This is a genomic window from Glycomyces amatae, assembly GCF_020991375.1.
GTDB lineage: Bacteria > Actinomycetota > Actinomycetes > Mycobacteriales > Micromonosporaceae > Glycomyces > Glycomyces amatae.
In genome coordinates, this window is the sequence record NZ_JAJLQZ010000012.1 from 80,636 (window position 1) to 95,945 (window position 15,310).

The window sequence follows — 15,310 nt, forward strand, 5'->3', positions numbered from 1 at the left end:
GCCTAGCGGTCCCGCAGGACCGCGGCGAGGTTGTCGAGGCCGATCGGGCCGAGGTTCAGGGCCCGGGTGTGCCAGTCCTTCAGGTCGAAGCCGTCCCCGGCGGCGCGCTGCGCCTCGGCGCGGGCCCCGGTCCAGGCGCGCTCGCCGAGCTTGTAGCAGATGGCCTGGCCCGGCCAGCCCGCGTAGCGGACGATCTCCGGGTAGGCCCGGTGCGCGGCGATGCGGCCCCGGTTCTGGAGCACGTCGAGGGCGACGTCGAAGTTCCAGCGGTCGCCGTGGAGCTTCGCCTCGGCGGCCGGGAGCGGCAGGTCCAGGTGCCAGCCGATGTCGATGACGACGCGGGCGGCGCGCAGCGCCGAGCCCTTGAGCATGCCCAGGCGGGTGCCCGGCTCGGTGAACCAGCCGAGTTCGTCGCAGAGGCGCTCGGCGTACAGGGCCCAGCCCTCGGCGTGGCCCGAGACCGAGCCGTGGATCTTCGCGAAGCGCGACAGGCCCTCCCCGGCGACCTTCGCCTGGCCGATCTGGAGGTGGTGGCCGGGGACGCCCTCGTGGAACACGGTGGTCAGCTCGCCCCAGGTGGCGAAGCGCTCGCGGTCGGCGACGGGCCACCAGGTGCGGCCCGGGCGGGACAGGTCCTCGCTGGGGCCGGTGTAGTAGGCCGACCCGGCCGAGGAGCCGCGCACGAGCTGCACGTCGAGGTCCATCAGGCGCGGGTCGATGTCGAAGTGGACGCCGCCCAGGGCCTGGAGGGCGCCCTCGTGCTTCTCGGTGAGCCACGCGAGGTAGTCCTCGGCGGTGTCCAGGGCCTGGGTCGCGTCGAGGTGCGCGATGGCCTCGGCGAGCCCGGCGCCGGGGAGGACCTTCTCGGCCTCGGCGGCCATCTCGTCCTCGATGCGGTGGAGCTCGTCCCACGCCCACGCGTAGGCCTCGTGCGGGTCCAGGACCGCGCCGAGCGTGGCCCGGGCGTGGAGGAGGTAGCGCTCCTCGCCGACGCCGTCGCGGGCCTGCGCGTGCGGGGCGTAGGTCTCCTCGAGGTACCGGGCGGCCGCCTCGAACGCGGCGTACGCGGCGTCGGCGGCGTCGCGCAGGTCGCCGGCCTGCGGCCCGTCGCCGTAGGCGGTCACGTGCTTGTCGAACACGCGGGCCTCGGCGCTGCGCCGGGCCTGCTTGACGCCCTCGGCGACCTGGAGGAGGGCGACCGTCTCGCCGGTCTCGATCCCGGCGTTCATGGTGCGGCGCCAGGTCGCGAGCATCTCGGGGATGGCCCGCATCCGCGCGGCGTTGAGGCGCCAGTCGTTCTCGGTCCTGCGCGGCGCGAGCTCGACGTAGCTGACCATGTTCTGGAGGAGCCCGTAGGGGACGCGCAGGGCCCGGCGCCACTCGCCGGCCTCGTGCAGGTCCTTTTCGACCGCGAGGCGCTCGGCCATGTGCAGGCGGGCCAGGTCGTCGGCCGGGCCGGTCGACTCGAGGGCGTCCAGCTTCGCGAGGGTGCCGGCGACGAGCGCGGCCCGCTCGGCGACGGCCTCGGGCCCGAAGTCGGTGGCGACGCCGAAGTCGCCGTTGATGCCGGCGGAGCCGGCGAACATGGGATGCAGGCGGGCGTACGAGGTGATGTACTCGTCGGCCAGGGCGAAGATCGGTGAGGTCATGGCCGCCAGCTTACCGCGCGGCTAGTAAGCCTTCGTTACAAGACCGTTGCTCACTTCGCGCGGGTCGAGACGACGACCGCGCCGACGAGCGCGGCCAGCAGGAGCAGGGACAGCACCTCGAACGGGAGCACCCACCGCGCGAAGACCTCCTCCCCCATCGCGGCGGCGCCGCCGTCCCGGCCCGCCGGGTCGACGCGGGTCCAGCCGAACGCGGCGGCGGCGACCGCGGCGAGGGCGAGCCCGGCCCCGGCGGCCGCGACGGCCCCCGGCCAGCGCGCGCGGTCGAGGTCGTCCGAGGCGTCGGTGGGGGCCTTCGTGAGCATGGTCGCGAACAGCAGCAGCACCACGATGGCACCGACGTAGACGAGCACGAGCACCCACGCGAGGAACTCGGCGGTGAGCACCAGCGCGGCCCCGGCGATCCCGGCGAACGCGACGGCGAGCCACAGCCCGGCCCGCACGATCCGCCTGGTCGTGACCACGGCGAGGGCGGCGCCGAGCGCGAGGAGCCCGAACGCCGCCAGCAGCGCGTCGGCGAGGGTCACTCGGCCTCCGGGAGGGTCGCGGGCGGGACGTGGCCGAGCCACTTCCCCAGGTGCTCCTTGTCGTGGAGCAGGTCGCGGATGTCGCCTTCGGCGTAGGCGAAGTCGGGGGCCCAGAAGAGGGCGTCGAAGGGGCACACGTCGACGCAGATCCCGCAGTACATGCACAGCGAGAAGTCGATGTCGAACCGGTCGAGGACGTTGACCTGGCGGGGCCGGGCCGCCCCCTCGGCCTCGACGGTCTCCTTGTGGGAGTCGATGTAGATGCACCAGTCGGGGCATTCGCGCGCGCACAGCATGCACGAGGTGCAGTTGCCCTCGTGGAGGGCGATGACGCCGCGGGTGCGCTCGGGCAGCTCGGGTTCGCGCTCGGGGTACTGGCTGGTGACGGCGCGGCGCGCGGCGGTGCGCGCGGTCGCGGCGAGACCGCTGACCAGACCGCTCCCGGGAAGCCTCATGCCCTCATCGTGGCAGAACGCGCCGCGGTTTTCCAGACCCCCGGGGGCGCGTTCGGCGGCGGATCCGGGCGAAGGGTCCGGTTTTCCCGGGAAACCGCGTGCCGCGTTCGAACGAACCGTTACGGTGAGCATGTGACACGTCACGCCCCCGGCTCGGCCCGGCGGCGACCGGAGAGGAACCGTGCCCATGCGAACGCGCCTACGAGGGATGCTCGCCGCGGTCGCGGCCGCCGCGGCCCTGCTCCTCGCCCCCGCCCCGGCGAACGCGGCCGTCACCGTCACGCTCTCGCCGACCGCGGGCGCCGCGGGCACCCGCGTGGACGTGCTCGCCTCGGACTGCGGCGCGGACGCGACCGGCACGGTGGAGGGCACTGAGGTGGGCTTCGAGCTCCCGGCGGGCGACAACGGCGCGCAAGGGCAGTTCACGGTGACCGAGGCGCTCGACCCCGGCACGTACACGGTGGCTGTGACGTGCGGCTCCGACACCGCGTCGGCGAGGTTCACCGTGACCTCCGGCGCGGGCGCGGCCACCGGCGGCGGCTCGACCGCCTCGGCCGCGGTGACGGCGGTCATGTGGACGGGCGCGGCGGCCGTGCTCATCGCGGCCGCGGGGCTGTGGCTCCTCAGGCGCCGCAGCCGGATCCCCGCCGCGTAGCCGCCGATGGAGCGGGGCCCGGTGGAACGGGGCGATGCGAGGAAGGGCGGCGGAGCGGACGCCGCCCACAGCAGCGCCCGAAAGGACGCCCGTGCGCGCGTCCACCGGCCCGAGTCCGCGTTCGGGCCGGTGGCCTTCACGGTGCTCTCGATCCTGCTGGCCGGGGGCCTCGGGCTCATGGCCGGCGGCGCGGCCCCGCTGCCGTCGTGGCGGATGCCCGACTTCGGCGCCTTCTCGGACGACCCGTTCGCGGTCGCCGACCCCGCGGGCGGCGACTGGCTCGACCGGTCCGAGCCGACCCGGGTCGACATCCCGTCGATCGGCGTCCACGCCCCGCTCACGGCCCTCGACCTCGACTACCGCGGGGACTTCGAGGTCCCCGCGCTGTGGCGCCCGCACGAGGCCGGCTGGTTCGAGCCGGGCCCGACGCCCGGCGAGTTCGGCCCCACCGTGCTCCTGGGCCACGTCGACACCGAGCGGAGCGGCCCCGCGGTCTTCTACGACGTCGACCGGCTCGAGGAGGGGGACGCGATCGAGGTGGCCCGCGAGGACGGCCTCGTGGTCGCCTACGAGGTCACCGCGGTCGAGTCCTACGCGAAGGAGCGCCTGCCGTACGAGGACGTCTTCGGCGTCGAGGCGGTCCCGGCGCTGCGCCTCATCACCTGCGGCGGCGAGTTCGACCGCGCGAGCGGGGACTACGCCGAGAACCTGGTGGTCTTCGCCGCGTACACCGGGCACCGCCAGGCCACCGAGGAGGACCGCGACCGGCCCCTCAACGGCAGGGCCCACTTCAAGGACCGCGACTGAACCGGCGCGGAGCACCGCCTGAGCAGCGGTCTCGCGCACGTCGGCGGAACGCCGAGAGGCCGCCCCCGGAAAGGGGCGGCCTCTCGGCTGTGTTCAGAAGGGACGGCGCTCAGAACAGACGGTGCTCAGGAGAGGACGCGCGCGAAGGCGTCCCGGGTCTCGGCGAAGACCTCGGCGCCCGGGCGGGCCCAGAGGGCGTCGTTGAACAGCTCGACCTCGATCGGGCCGTCGAAGCCGGTCGCGTCGACCTCGGCGAGGTACCGCTTGAAGTCGACGCAGCCGTCGCCGAGCTGGCCCCGGCCGGTGAGCACGCCCGCGGGCAGCGGGGTGACCCAGTCGGCGAACTGGAACGAGGCGATGCGGCCCTCGCGCCCGGCGCGGGCGATGCCGTTCCACACCTCGGGGTCCCACCAGATGTGGTAGGTGTCGACCACGACGCCGACGGCCTCGGGCGCGAACGGCGCGGCCAGGTCGAGCGCCTCGTTCAGGGTCGCGACGACGCACCGGTCGCTGGCGAACATCGGGTGCAGCGGCTCGATGGCGAGCGTCACGCCGCGTTCGAGCGCGTACGGCGCCAGCTGCTCCAGGGCGTCCGCGACGGCGCCGCGGGCCGCGTCGATGGTGCCGCCGGCGGGGACGCCGCCCGAGACGAGCACCAGCGTCGGGGCGCCGAGCGCGGCCGCCTCGTCGACGGCCCGCTTGTTGTCGTCGATCGCAGGGGCCGCCGGGTCGGTGAAGAACCCGCCCCGGCACAGGCTCGTGACCTCGACCCCGGCGTCCTTGACGAGCTTCGCACTGGCGTCGAGGCCCATCTCCTGGACCGGTTCGCGCCACAGGCCGATGCCGGAGCCGGTGCGCGCGCAGGCCTCGACGGCCTCGCGCTGGTCCCAGAACTTGGCCGTGGCGTGGTTGAAGGAGAAGCGTTCCAGGGCGTTCACGCGAGGCTCCTGGGCGGCTGGCCGGCGACCTTGAGCAGGGCGTTGAACCGGTCGATCGCGAGGTGCTCGTCCGAGAACAGCCCCGCCTCGAGCGCGAGGTCGACGATCTCGCCGAAGTGCTCGATCGAGCGGGCCGACTCCAGGCCGCCGACCATCTTGAAGTGGTCCTGGTGGCCCGCGAGCCACGCCAGGAAGACCACGCCGGTCTTGTAGTTGAACGTGGGTGCTTCGAACACCTTGCGCGCCAGCGGGATCGTGGGATCCAGAACGGCGTGGAACCCGGCGACGTCGCTCTCGTCGAGGCGCTGCGCGGCCTTCGCCGCGAGCGGCGCGAGCGGGTCGAAGATCCCCAGCAGCGCGTCGGAGTGCCCGAACTCGTCCCCGGCGATGAGGCGCGGGTAGTTGAAGTCGTCGCCGGTGTAGCAGCGGACCCCTTCGGGGAGCCGGCGGCGCAGGGCGATCTCGGCCTCGGCGTCGAGCAGGCTCATCTTGATGCCGTCGACCTTCGCGGCGTTCTCGGTGACGATCTCGACGAACGTGTCGGCCGCGGCCTCGAGGTCGGTCGAGCCCCAGTAGCCCTCGAGCGCCGGGTCGAACATCGGGCCGAGCCAGTGCAGGATCGCCTTGCCGCTGACCTCGCCGAGGAGCTCGGCGTAGAGGGCCTTGTAGTCGTCGGCGCCCTTGGCGCTGGCGGCCAGGGCGCGCGAGCACATGAGGATCGTGCCCGCCCCCGCGTCCTCCACGACCGCGAGCTGCTCGAGGTAGGTCGCGCGGATCTCCTCGATCGCGGCGGGGCGGGCGCCGAGCTGGTCGGTGCCGACGCCGCACGCGAGGAGGTCGTCCGGGCCCGCGGCCTCGGCCGAGCGGCGGATGAGCTGCTTGGTCGCCTCCCAGTCCAGGCCCATGCCGCGCTGGGCGGTGTCCATGGCGTCGGCGACGCCGAGCCCGAGGTCCCACAGGTGCCTGCGGAAGCGGAGCGTCGCGTCCCAGTCGACCGCGGCCGGGCGCCCGGGGCCGTTGTCGGCCAGCGGGTCGGCGACGACGTGCGCCGCGGAGTAGATGACGCGTGAGGTGAACGTGCGGGTCACAGGACCAGCTCCTCGAGTTCGATGCGGCGGCCCTCGCGGGCCGAGCGGTACCCGGCCTCGGCCAGCTGGACGCCGCGGGCGGCGGCCAGGAAGTCATGGTGCCACGGGGCGTCGTCCACGACGTGGCGGAGGAACTCCTCCCACTGGAGTTTGAAGCCGTTGTCGAAGACCTCGTTGTCGGGCACCTCGTGCCACTGCTGCCGGAAGGGGATCGGCTGGTCGATGTCGGGGTTCCACACGGGCTTGGGGGTGTGGGCGCGGTGCTGGGCGCGGGCCTTGCGGAGCCCGGCGATCGCGGAGCCCTCGGTGCCGTCGACGTGGAACTCGACGAGCTCCTCGCGGTCGACGCGGGTGGCCCAGGAGGAGTTCATCTGGACGACGGTGCCGTCCTCGAGCTCGAAGATCGCGTAGGCGGCGTCGTCGGCGGTCGCCGCGTACGCCCGGCCCTGCTCGTCGAAGCGCTCGGGGATGTGGGTGGTGACGTGGGAGGTCACCGACTTGATCGGGGAGCCGAACGTGCCCTCGAGGAGGTAGGACCAGTGGGGGAACATGTCCAGGACCATGCCGCCGCCGTCCTCGGCGCGGTAGTTCCACGAGGGGCGCTGGGCCTCCTGCCAGTCGCCCTCGAAGACCCAGTAGCCGAACTCGCCGCGCACGGACAGGACCCGGCCGAAGAAGCGGGAGTCCACGAGGCGCTTGAGCTTGCGCAGGCCGGGCAGGTACAGCTTGTCGGCGACCGCGCCGTTCTTGACGCCGGCGTCGCGGGCGGCCCGGGCCAGGCCGAGGGCGTCGTCGAGGCTCGTGGCGATGGGCTTCTCGGTGTACACGTGCTTGCCGGCCTTGATGGCGGCGCCCACGGCGCCCAGGCGGTGCTGGGTGGTGAGGGCGTCGAAGTAGACGCCGATCGCGTCGTCGTCGAGGGCCTCGTCGAGGCTGGTGGTCCACTTGTCGAGGCCGTGGCGCTCGGCGACGGCGGCGAGCTTGTCGGCGCTGCGGCCGACGAGGGTGAGCTCGGGCCAGATGACGCCGCCGTCGGCGCGCTCGACGCCGCCCTGCTCGCGGATGGCCAGGAGCGAGCGCACGAGGTGCTGGCGGTAGCCCATGCGCCCGGTCACCCCGTTGAGGGCGATGCCGACGGTGATTCTCTCTCCCATAGGGATCTGCTCCAGACGATTATGAGGCCGGTGGGTGTGCGGGTGGGCGTTCGCCGGTGTCGGTCGGCGCACGGCTCCGCGCGCGTTCGCCCACGAGATAGGCAAGCGCTTTCAATACGTTTCCCGAAGCATACAGCAAAACCGCGCGGATGTGGAAGCGGTCTCCAGACGGATTTACGTCAGTGAATACCTATGCCTGCTGCGCCGCAGCCGCCCCCGGAACGGCGAAGCCCCGGCCTCGCAGAGGCCGGGGCTCGAAGCAGTGTCTAGAGGTACTGCTCGGCGATCTCGCCGACCTCCTCGACCGGGGCCCAGATCTGGTACACGCCGTTGTCGTACGGCTCGAGCCCGAGCGAGCGGGCCACGTCGCTGCGCCCGCCGCGGTACTCCAGGCGCAGCCAGTCGCCGGAGGCGCCGAGCACGAAGAACGGCTCGCCCCTCCAGACGCAGACGGTGCGCACGTAGAAGAAGTCCTCGAGCTCGCCGATCGGCACGCCGCGGCGGAACCGCCCGTCGGCGACCTCGACGAAGCCGTCGCCGCCGGTCGGCGAGTACAGGCGCACGTGGGCCCCGTCGGGGCTCGAGTCGTACTCGGCGCCCTTCCAGCGGGCGATGTAGCCGTCCCTCATCGCTAGGCGTCCTTCCATTCGCGGTGGTCCAGGACGGACGCCGCCCGGTCCTCGGGGGCGGGGCGCACCAGGTCGTAGTGGCCCTGCGCGTCGCCCCAGGCCTCGCCCAGGGCGCTGTTGCCGTAGCCGTAGGCCTCGCCCATCGGCCCGGCCGGAGGCGGGGCGTCGGCCCCGGGCGCGGCGGCGGGCGGGGTCGGCGAGGCGGGCAGGGCCGGGGTCGAGGGCGCCTCGATGGCCGCCGGTCCGCCGAAGGCCCCGTCGACCGGGGACCACTCGCGGGTGTCGGCGTCGTAGAGGGCCACCTCGGCGACCTCGCCGCGCGAGTCGATCCGGAGGATCTTGGCGCCGTGCGGCAGCCGCACCGAGTCGACCTTGTGCTCGGGGATCCGGTCCTCGGGGGACTCGGAGGGGGCGAAGCCGTCGCCGCGGAACGGACCGGGCTCGACCACGGTCCCGCCGCGGGCCTCGGCGGACGCGAAGTCGTTGCCGCCCACGGCCGCCGGGTACAGGTCCGTGCGGTACCCGGTCCAGCGCAGGACGTGCACCGAGTCGTCGGTGGGACTGAAGTCCTCGCTGGAGCGGATGAGCCCCAGCGCGAGGTACAGCTGCGCGGGCGTGCGCAGGTGGTCGACCGCCTCGGCCGGGTGCACGAAGCCGCCGACGCGGTCGTAGCCGCGGTCGAGGTAGAACGGCACCTGGTGGTGCGGGATGGTCTTCTGCCACAGGATCGGCTGGACCCGGCGGGCGGGCGAGAGCCGCGCGGCGGCGGCCTGGCGGCGCTCCATCTCGGCGGCGAACGCCAGCAGGTCCTTCGCCTCGGCCCACTTCAGCAGCGGTTCGACCTCGGGGCCGGACATGTTGGCGCCGACCTCGGTGCCGGGGTTGACGTAGAGCGCGTAGTCCCGGCTCGGCCAGTGCTGGATGAGCCAGCCGAACGGGACGGTGGTGTGCGGGGTGTCCTCGCCCGCGCGCTCGGCCATCCGCTCGACCGTGGTGTAGACGGTGATGCCGATGATGCCGTCGACGATGTCGCTGGCCCACCGGAAGGCCGGGTCGCCGACGCGGATGTGCGCGGCGGCCGGGTCGCCGACGGGCAGGATCACGCTGGCGCACAGGAGGGTCTGGAGGAACGCGGCGGTGTCGCCGGAGGAGGCGGCCTCGGCCAGGAGCGGCTCGGCGTCCTCGCCGGACAACTCGGTGATCCGGGCGGCGGCGGGGCTCGGGGCGGGCGCCGGCTCGGGCGCGCGGCGGCCGAAAGCGCTGGACATGGACGCGAACGACTCGGCCGAGCGCGGCGGCTCCTCGCCGAAGGCGCCCCCGTTCCCGAACGCGTCGCCGCCGCCGAAGGCGTCCTCGGCGGCGTAGGGCTGCGGGGCCGCCGCGGGCTCGGCCGGGGCGCGGGTCGGCAGCGTCATCGGGTCGGGCTGCTGGTCGCGCAGCCAGTCCGGGGCGTCGGGCCACTGGTCCTGCTCGGAGGGCCAGTGCGGCTCGGGCGGGAACGCGTGCTGCTGCGGCTGCGAGCCGAGGCCCTGCGGCTGGGACCCGAAGCCCTGCGGCTGCGAGCCGAGGCCCTGCGGCTGGGACCCGAAGCCCTGCGGCTGCGAGCCGAGGCCTTGCGGCTGCGACCCGAAGCCCTGCGGCTGGGGCGTGTGCCCCTGCGGCGGCTGGTGGCCCTGCGACGGGGAGTAGTGCTGCTCGGGCGGGACGGGCGGCTGCGAGGCGAACGAGTGGCCGTTGAAGGCCTCGTGCTCGGGGGCCTCCTCGCGCGGCGGCTGGCGCAGCGGCAGGCCCGCCGAGGTGGTGCCCCCGACGGTGGAGGCGCCCTGGCCGGCGGAGCCGTTGAGGTCGGAGGAGCGCCGCGGCGCGGGCGGCACCTCGGGCACCGGCGGGGCCGGGGGCATGAAGCTGTTCTCGCGCGGCGCGGGAGCGGGGGCCATGGGGTTGGCGAACGGGTCCGACTGGCCCGCGGCGAACGGGTCGCTGCGCTCGGCGCGCCGGTACTGCTCGGGCTGGGGCGGCGCGTCGTAGGCGGGCTCGGCCGGGGCCGCCGGGTCGACCGGGACGGTGGTCATGCCCTGGGCGACCTGGGAGACGAACCACGCCGGGAGGTAGCCCTCGATGGGCAGCCCAGGGTTGACCGCGAGCCACCACTCCTCGTCGGGCCAGGCCTCGGCCAGGGCCGCGAAGGAGACGCGGCGGGAGGCGCCGGCGTTGTCGCGCAGGCATACCCGGAGAGCGGTCTCTGAAGTGAACGCGAGAATATGGGTGCGGTCGTCGGTGGTCCAAGTGGCCCAGGTGTCCGCGCCGCCGCCGGCCTCCTCGTACGACAATGGGAGGACGAGTTCGATCTGCGCCAGGATCCGGAAGTATCCGTCCTGGTCCTCGGCTCGGAGCGCCTCTCGGAGGTGGCGCTCGATCTCGTTACTCGGTTCCCACATCGATCCCACTCAGCCCTTCCCCCCTACCGGTCTTGGATGGGGCGGTGTCGAGCGAACGCGGCGTCCCCTCGCGATGGTCACCGTAACGCGAGGGCGTTGTCAAGTTTCCGTCAGTAGGCCGAGAATAACGAATTCATAAAGGCGAACGCGTGTCATTCCCACGCTGTGGGCCTGTCGCTGTGTGACGATCCCGTTCTCATGTGGGACCGTTCCGTTCGCCGCCTTCTGGCCTGCGTCTGCGCGATGCTGCTGGCGCTCTTGGCCCCCGCGTCGGCGGGCCGCGCCGCCGCCCCCGCCGCCTGGCACCTGTCGGCCGTCGGCGCCCCCGCGGCCTGGTCCGAAGCCGCGGGCGCGGGCGTCGTCGTCGCCGTCGTCGACTCGGGTGTGGACGCCGACCACCCCGACCTCGCGGGCGCGGTCCTGCCCGGCCGCAGCTACGTCGACGTCGACCCCGGGGCCGAGCCCCGGCTCCTGGCCCTCGGCGCCGAGCCCGGCCCGGTCTACGAGCGCGCGTTCGGCCAGGCCGACCCGGTCGGCCACGGCACGGCCGTCGCGGGGATCATCGCGGGCCGCGCCGACTCGCCCGAGCCCGGCGTCGCGCCCGAGGCGTCGATCCTGCCGGTGCGGGTCCTCGACGACGAGAACCGCTACCACGACTCGGCGATGGTCGGCGCCGCCGTCGAGTGGGCCGTCGACAACGGCGCCGACATCGTGAACCTCTCCCTCGGCGGCCACTACGACTCCGCGCCGTTCGCGGAGGCCCTCGCCTACGCCGAGCGGCACGACGTGCTCGTGGTCGCCTGCACCGGCAACCAGCACCAGGACGGCCCGGACGAGGCGGTGTGGTTCCCCGCGCGCCTGCCCGACGTCCTCGCCGTCACCGGCACCGACCGGTCCGGCGAGCGCTGGCGCACCGCCGTCACCGGCGGCGAGACCGACCTGGCCGCGCCCGGCGCGGAGCTGCTCGCCGCGCGGTCCGGCGGCGGGCACCGGACCGTCACCGGCACCTCGTTCGCCGCAGCGGTCGTCTCGGGCGCGGCGGCCCTGGTCCGCTCGGCGCACCCGGACTGGACCGCCGAGCAGGTGCGGCGGGCCCTGACCGCGACCGCGCGGCCCGGCGGGGGCGGACTCGGCGCGGGCGTGGTCGACGCGGCCGCGGCCGTCGCCGCCGACGCGGAAGGACTGCCCCCCGCGGCGGACGACCGCGAGGTCCCGCAGGCCTGGAGCCTGGCCGCGACCGCCGCCGGAGGCGGCCTGCTCGGGCTGTCGGCGCTGCTCCTGCGGGGCGGCGTGCGCCCGCGGGGAACCGAGGGGGCGCCCCAGGCGGTGCTTCCGAACCCCCGCCGGTCGTTATCCGGCCCATTGGCCCGCTCGCTGCGTTGTCAGGGCCGTCGAATACAACACCGGTATTCCAAGGCCCTTCCGCCTTGCGAGCGAACCAATGGACTCGGATACCGCCACACCGGGAGTTCGGAAGCACCGCCTAGCCGCCCGCGTACCATGGCGGGGTGACCGCCGCCGACGCCCGCAAGGGCACTGAGAGCGAGCTGGCCAAGAAGCGCCGGGCTCGCGTCATCGACCGCCTCCTCGCCGCGGCCCACCCCGACGCGCACTGCGAGCTCGACTACGGCAACCCGCTCGAACTGGCCGTCGCCACGATCCTCTCGGCGCAGTGCACGGACGTGCGGGTGAACCTGACGACCCCCGCGCTGTTCGCGAAGTACCGCGACGCGGACGACTACGCCGCGGCGGACCCCGAGGACGTCGAGACGATCATCAGGCCCACCGGCTTCTACCGCAACAAGGCCCGGTCCATCATCGGCCTCGGCAAGGCGCTCGCCGAGCACCACGGCGGCAGGCTCCCGCAGGACCTGGACGCGCTCGTGAAGCTCCCGGGCATCGGCCGCAAGACCGCCAACGTCATCCTCGGCAACGCCTTCGGCGTCCCCGGCATCACCGTCGACACGCACATGATCCGCCTCACCAACCGCCTCGGCCTGGTGGAGGGCAAGGACCCGGTGAAACTCGAGTTCCAGCTCCAGAAGCTCATCGAGCACCGCGAGTGGACCATGTTCTCCCACCGGATCATCTTCCACGGGCGCCGCGTCTGCATCGCCCGCAAGCCCGCGTGCGGGGCGTGCACCCTCGCCGCGCAGTGCCCCTCGTTCGGCGAGGGCCCCACCGACCCGGCCGAGGCCGCGAAGCTCCTGCGCGGGAACCGGGTCGACGAGCTCGTCGCACTGGCGGCCGACGCCGGAGGCGGCGAGGACGCGGTGGGCGCATGAGGCGCGCCCCGGCCGCCGCCGCGGCACTGCTCCTTCTGTCCCTGTCCGCGTGCGGCGACGACGCGCCCGAGGCCGCCGGCGGCGCGGACGGGCCGACCTGGTCGGTCGCGTGCGGGCCCGGCGACGCGCCGATCGACGGCGTCGGCGAACTCGAACTCGACTGCCTCGGCGACGGGGCCGCGACCGCGGTCGGCGCGGACGGCCGGCCCCTCGTGGTGGTCCTGTGGGCCAGCTGGTGCGTGCCGTGCCGGGACGAGGCCCCCGAGGTCCAGGCCTTCTACGAGGCCCACGGCGACCAGGTCGGCGTCCTCGGCGTCGACACCGCCGACACGCGCGAGGCGGCCCGCTGGTTCGCCGAGGAGTTCGGCATGACCTACCCCTCCGTCTCCGACCCGGACGAGGCGGTCCGCATCGGGCTCGGCGTCCCGGGCCTGCCGGGCATCGCGTTCGTCGACGCCGACGGCGCCGTGGCCGAGCTGCTGGTCGAACCCGGCGTCACCGCCGAGGGCCTCACCGAGACCGCCGAGGCCGCGTTCGGCCTGGAGCTGGCATGACCGCGAAGGCCCCCGGGCGCCCCGGCTGGTGGGCGCCGCTGCTGCGGGCCGCCGAGTCCGCCGAGGGCCCCGCGGCCGAGCGCGTCATCGCCGACCACCTCCTCCCCCACGACCGCGAGAGCGCCCGCAGCGCCTCGGTGCTCGTCCTGTTGAAAGAGGACGCCGCGCTCGAGGAGCCGGGCCCCTCGGTCCTCCTCCAGCAGCGGGCCGCGACCCTGCGCCACCACCCCGGCGAGGTCGCCTTCCCCGGCGGCGCGGCCGACCCCGGCGACGCCGACGCGGTCGCGACGGCGCTGCGCGAGGCCGCCGAGGAGCTCGCCGTCGACCCCGGCACCGTGGCGGTCGGCGCGACCCTCCCGCCCCTGTGGATCCCCGTGTCGGGCTTCGCGGTGACGCCGGTCCTCGCGTTCTGGTCCCGGCCCCACACGGTCGCGCCCCAGGCGGAGTCCGAAGTGGCCGCCGCGCACCAGGTCCCGCTGCCGCTCCTGGCCGACCCGGACTCGCGCGGCACGGTCCGCTACCCGTCGGGGCGCAGCGGCCCGTGCTTCGAGGTCGCGGGCGTACCCCTGATTTGGGGGTTCACCGCCGGGGTACTGTCGTGGCTACTGGACCTGGGCGGCTGGTCCCGGCCCTGGGACGCCGACCGGACCATGACACTCGAAGGGCTGTAACCCCTCTGCGACGAAGAAGAGGTGGGCGATGAGCGCGCACGGCGCGGGACTCCTGGTCGACGTGGTCATCGTGCTCCTGGCGCTCCTGTTCGCGATCAACGGCTACCGGGAGGGGTTCCTCGCCTCCGCGACCGCGTTCATCGGCTTCCTCGGCGGCGCCCTCATCGGCATCCAGGTCGCGCCGTTCGCGGCCGACTTCTACCGGGAGGCCCTCGCGAAGCTCGTCGTCGCGCTCATCGTGGTGTTCGCGCTCGCCGTGGGCGGCATGGCCCTCGCGACCTCCCTGGGCTACCGGCTCCGCAAGCGGCTCAAGTCCAACGGCTCCAGGCGTCTCGACCAGTTCGCGGGCCCGATCGTCTCGGTCGCCGCGGTCCTGCTGGTGACCTGGGTGGCCGCCGCGCCGCTCGCGAACTCGTCCATGCCCGCGGTGGCGGGCGCGGTCCGCCACTCGAGCCTGGTCTCCGGCATCGACGAGTACATGCCCGAGACGGTCAAGGGCGTCTACGAGTCGCTCCAGGAGTCGCTGAACACCTCGGGGATGCCGAACGTGTTCTTCGGGCTCGACCCGACCGACGCCCGGTCGGTCGAGCCGCCCGACCCCGAGCTCGCCGCCTCGGGCCTGGTGCGCGAGGCCGAGGCGTCCGTCCTCAAGGTCCACGGCTCGGCGCCCTCCTGCGACCGGCAGATCGAGGGCTCCAGCTTCGTCTACGACGACGAGCTCGTCGCCACCAACGCGCACGTGGTCGCCGGGACCGACAACGTCCAGGTCGAGTCCGGCGGGGAGCTCCTGGACGCCGAGGTCATCGTGTTCGAGCCCGAGAAGGACCTGGCGGTCCTGCACGTCCCGGGCCTGGACGCCCCCGCGCTGCCGCTGGAGGGGGACACCGCCGGCTCCGGCGAGGACGCGATCGTCCTGGGCTACCCCGGCGGCGGCCCGTACACGGCGACGGCCGCGCGCGTCCGCGAGGCGCGGATCGTCACCGGCCCCGACATCTACGACGACGGCAGCGTCACCCGCGAGGTGTACCAGCTGTACGCCACGATCATCGGCGGGAACTCCGGCGGCCCGCTGCTCGACCCGGAGGGCGCGGTGATCGGCGTCATCTTCGCGGCGGCGGTCGACGACCCGGAGACCGGGTACGCGCTGACGATGGACGAGTCCGCGCCGGTCCTGGAGGCGGGCCGGACCGCTTCGGGAGCGGTCGACACCGGCGCCTGCACCTGAGGCCGCGTTCTCGGTGGAAACCGCCCATTGCCTGGTGCTGGGCGTGGCGTCACATTGCGGGTAGGCTGTACCGGTCGCCGTCTTCGCATTCCGTTCATCGGAAAGAAACTCCTGCTGGGACGGCGTGGCGAGTCTCTCGGGGTGACGCGCGGAACGGACGGGGCGCATTCTTGCGGATACGAACGTCGATTTCGGCCTCAGCGGTGCTCATGAGGCA

Annotated in this window: 14 protein-coding genes and 1 pseudogene; 7 read left to right on the forward strand and 8 right to left on the reverse strand. The window is 74.0% G+C overall.

The window, feature by feature from the left end; genetic code table 11:
* Positions 1 to 2: 2 nt before the first annotated feature.
* The 3 genes and pseudogenes from LO763_RS18235 to LO763_RS18245 form a co-directional block, all read right to left on the reverse strand.
* A complete protein-coding gene (locus LO763_RS18235; protein ID WP_230786953.1) occupies positions 3 to 1,649 on the reverse strand; it encodes a DUF885 domain-containing protein in 1,647 nt (548 codons plus the stop codon).
* Positions 1,650 to 1,699: 50 nt separating this feature from the next.
* Positions 1,700 to 2,176, reverse strand: a complete 477-nt coding sequence (locus LO763_RS18240) for an NADH-quinone oxidoreductase subunit J family protein (protein WP_255672761.1) — start codon at positions 2,174 to 2,176, stop codon at positions 1,700 to 1,702.
* Positions 2,104 to 2,649, reverse strand: a pseudogene (locus tag LO763_RS18245) (4Fe-4S binding protein); the annotation flags it as partial. The gene LO763_RS18240 and the pseudogene LO763_RS18245, both read right to left, overlap by 73 nt.
* Before the next feature lie 187 nt (positions 2,650 to 2,836).
* On the opposite strand from LO763_RS18245, the gene LO763_RS18250 reads away from it, so the two are divergent.
* Both LO763_RS18250 and LO763_RS18255 read left to right on the forward strand, forming a co-directional pair.
* Positions 2,837 to 3,304, forward strand: coding sequence for a hypothetical protein (locus tag LO763_RS18250; RefSeq protein WP_230786959.1), 468 nt, complete (start codon positions 2,837 to 2,839; stop codon positions 3,302 to 3,304).
* Between the two features lie 21 nt (positions 3,305 to 3,325).
* Positions 3,326 to 4,111, forward strand: coding sequence for a class F sortase (locus tag LO763_RS18255; protein ID WP_230786960.1), 786 nt, complete (start codon positions 3,326 to 3,328; stop codon positions 4,109 to 4,111).
* A 125-nt stretch (positions 4,112 to 4,236) separates the two neighbouring features.
* On the opposite strand, the gene LO763_RS18260 is transcribed toward LO763_RS18255, so the two are convergent.
* From LO763_RS18260 to LO763_RS29435, 5 genes are all read right to left on the reverse strand, one after another.
* Positions 4,237 to 5,049 (reverse strand): sugar phosphate isomerase/epimerase family protein, encoded by an 813-nt coding sequence (locus LO763_RS18260; RefSeq protein ID WP_230786963.1) that lies wholly within the window; start codon positions 5,047 to 5,049, stop codon positions 4,237 to 4,239.
* Positions 5,046 to 6,137 (reverse strand): dihydrodipicolinate synthase family protein, encoded by a 1,092-nt coding sequence (locus LO763_RS18265; RefSeq protein WP_230786965.1) that lies wholly within the window; start codon positions 6,135 to 6,137, stop codon positions 5,046 to 5,048. Before LO763_RS18265 ends, LO763_RS18260 begins: the two co-directional genes overlap by 4 nt.
* Complete coding sequence (locus LO763_RS18270) at positions 6,134 to 7,291, reverse strand: Gfo/Idh/MocA family protein (RefSeq protein ID WP_230786968.1); 1,158 nt, start codon at positions 7,289 to 7,291, stop codon at positions 6,134 to 6,136. Before LO763_RS18270 ends, LO763_RS18265 begins: the two co-directional genes overlap by 4 nt.
* A gap of 266 nt (positions 7,292 to 7,557) precedes the next feature.
* A complete protein-coding gene (locus LO763_RS18275) occupies positions 7,558 to 7,920 on the reverse strand; it encodes a UCP033725 family protein (RefSeq protein ID WP_230786970.1) in 363 nt (120 codons plus the stop codon).
* 2 nt (positions 7,921 to 7,922) lie between these two features.
* Entirely contained in the window at positions 7,923 to 10,358 is a 2,436-nt protein-coding gene (locus LO763_RS29435) for an SseB family protein (protein WP_304608851.1), read from the reverse strand.
* 198 nt (positions 10,359 to 10,556) lie between these two features.
* Here LO763_RS29435 and LO763_RS18290 point away from each other — a divergent pair, with 198 nt between their 5' ends.
* From LO763_RS18290 to LO763_RS18310, 5 genes are read left to right on the forward strand one after another with little or no spacing between them, the layout of a single operon-like run.
* Positions 10,557 to 11,870 (forward strand): S8 family peptidase, encoded by a 1,314-nt coding sequence (locus tag LO763_RS18290; protein WP_230786972.1) that lies wholly within the window; start codon positions 10,557 to 10,559, stop codon positions 11,868 to 11,870.
* A complete protein-coding gene (nth, locus tag LO763_RS18295; protein ID WP_230786974.1) occupies positions 11,867 to 12,643 on the forward strand; it encodes an endonuclease III in 777 nt (258 codons plus the stop codon). Before LO763_RS18290 ends, nth begins: the two co-directional genes overlap by 4 nt.
* Positions 12,640 to 13,197 carry a TlpA family protein disulfide reductase gene (locus LO763_RS18300; protein ID WP_230786975.1) on the forward strand — a complete coding sequence of 186 codons (558 nt, stop codon included), beginning with the start codon at positions 12,640 to 12,642 and terminating at the stop codon, positions 13,195 to 13,197. The genes nth and LO763_RS18300 overlap by 4 nt, the downstream gene beginning before the upstream one ends.
* Positions 13,194 to 13,868, forward strand: coding sequence for an NUDIX hydrolase (locus LO763_RS18305; RefSeq protein WP_230786977.1), 675 nt, complete (start codon positions 13,194 to 13,196; stop codon positions 13,866 to 13,868). Before LO763_RS18300 ends, LO763_RS18305 begins: the two co-directional genes overlap by 4 nt.
* A 28-nt stretch (positions 13,869 to 13,896) precedes the next feature.
* On the forward strand, positions 13,897 to 15,093 hold the full coding sequence (locus LO763_RS18310; protein ID WP_230786978.1) for a MarP family serine protease: 1,197 nt from the start codon (positions 13,897 to 13,899) through the stop codon (positions 15,091 to 15,093).
* Positions 15,094 to 15,310: the final 217 nt, after the last annotated feature.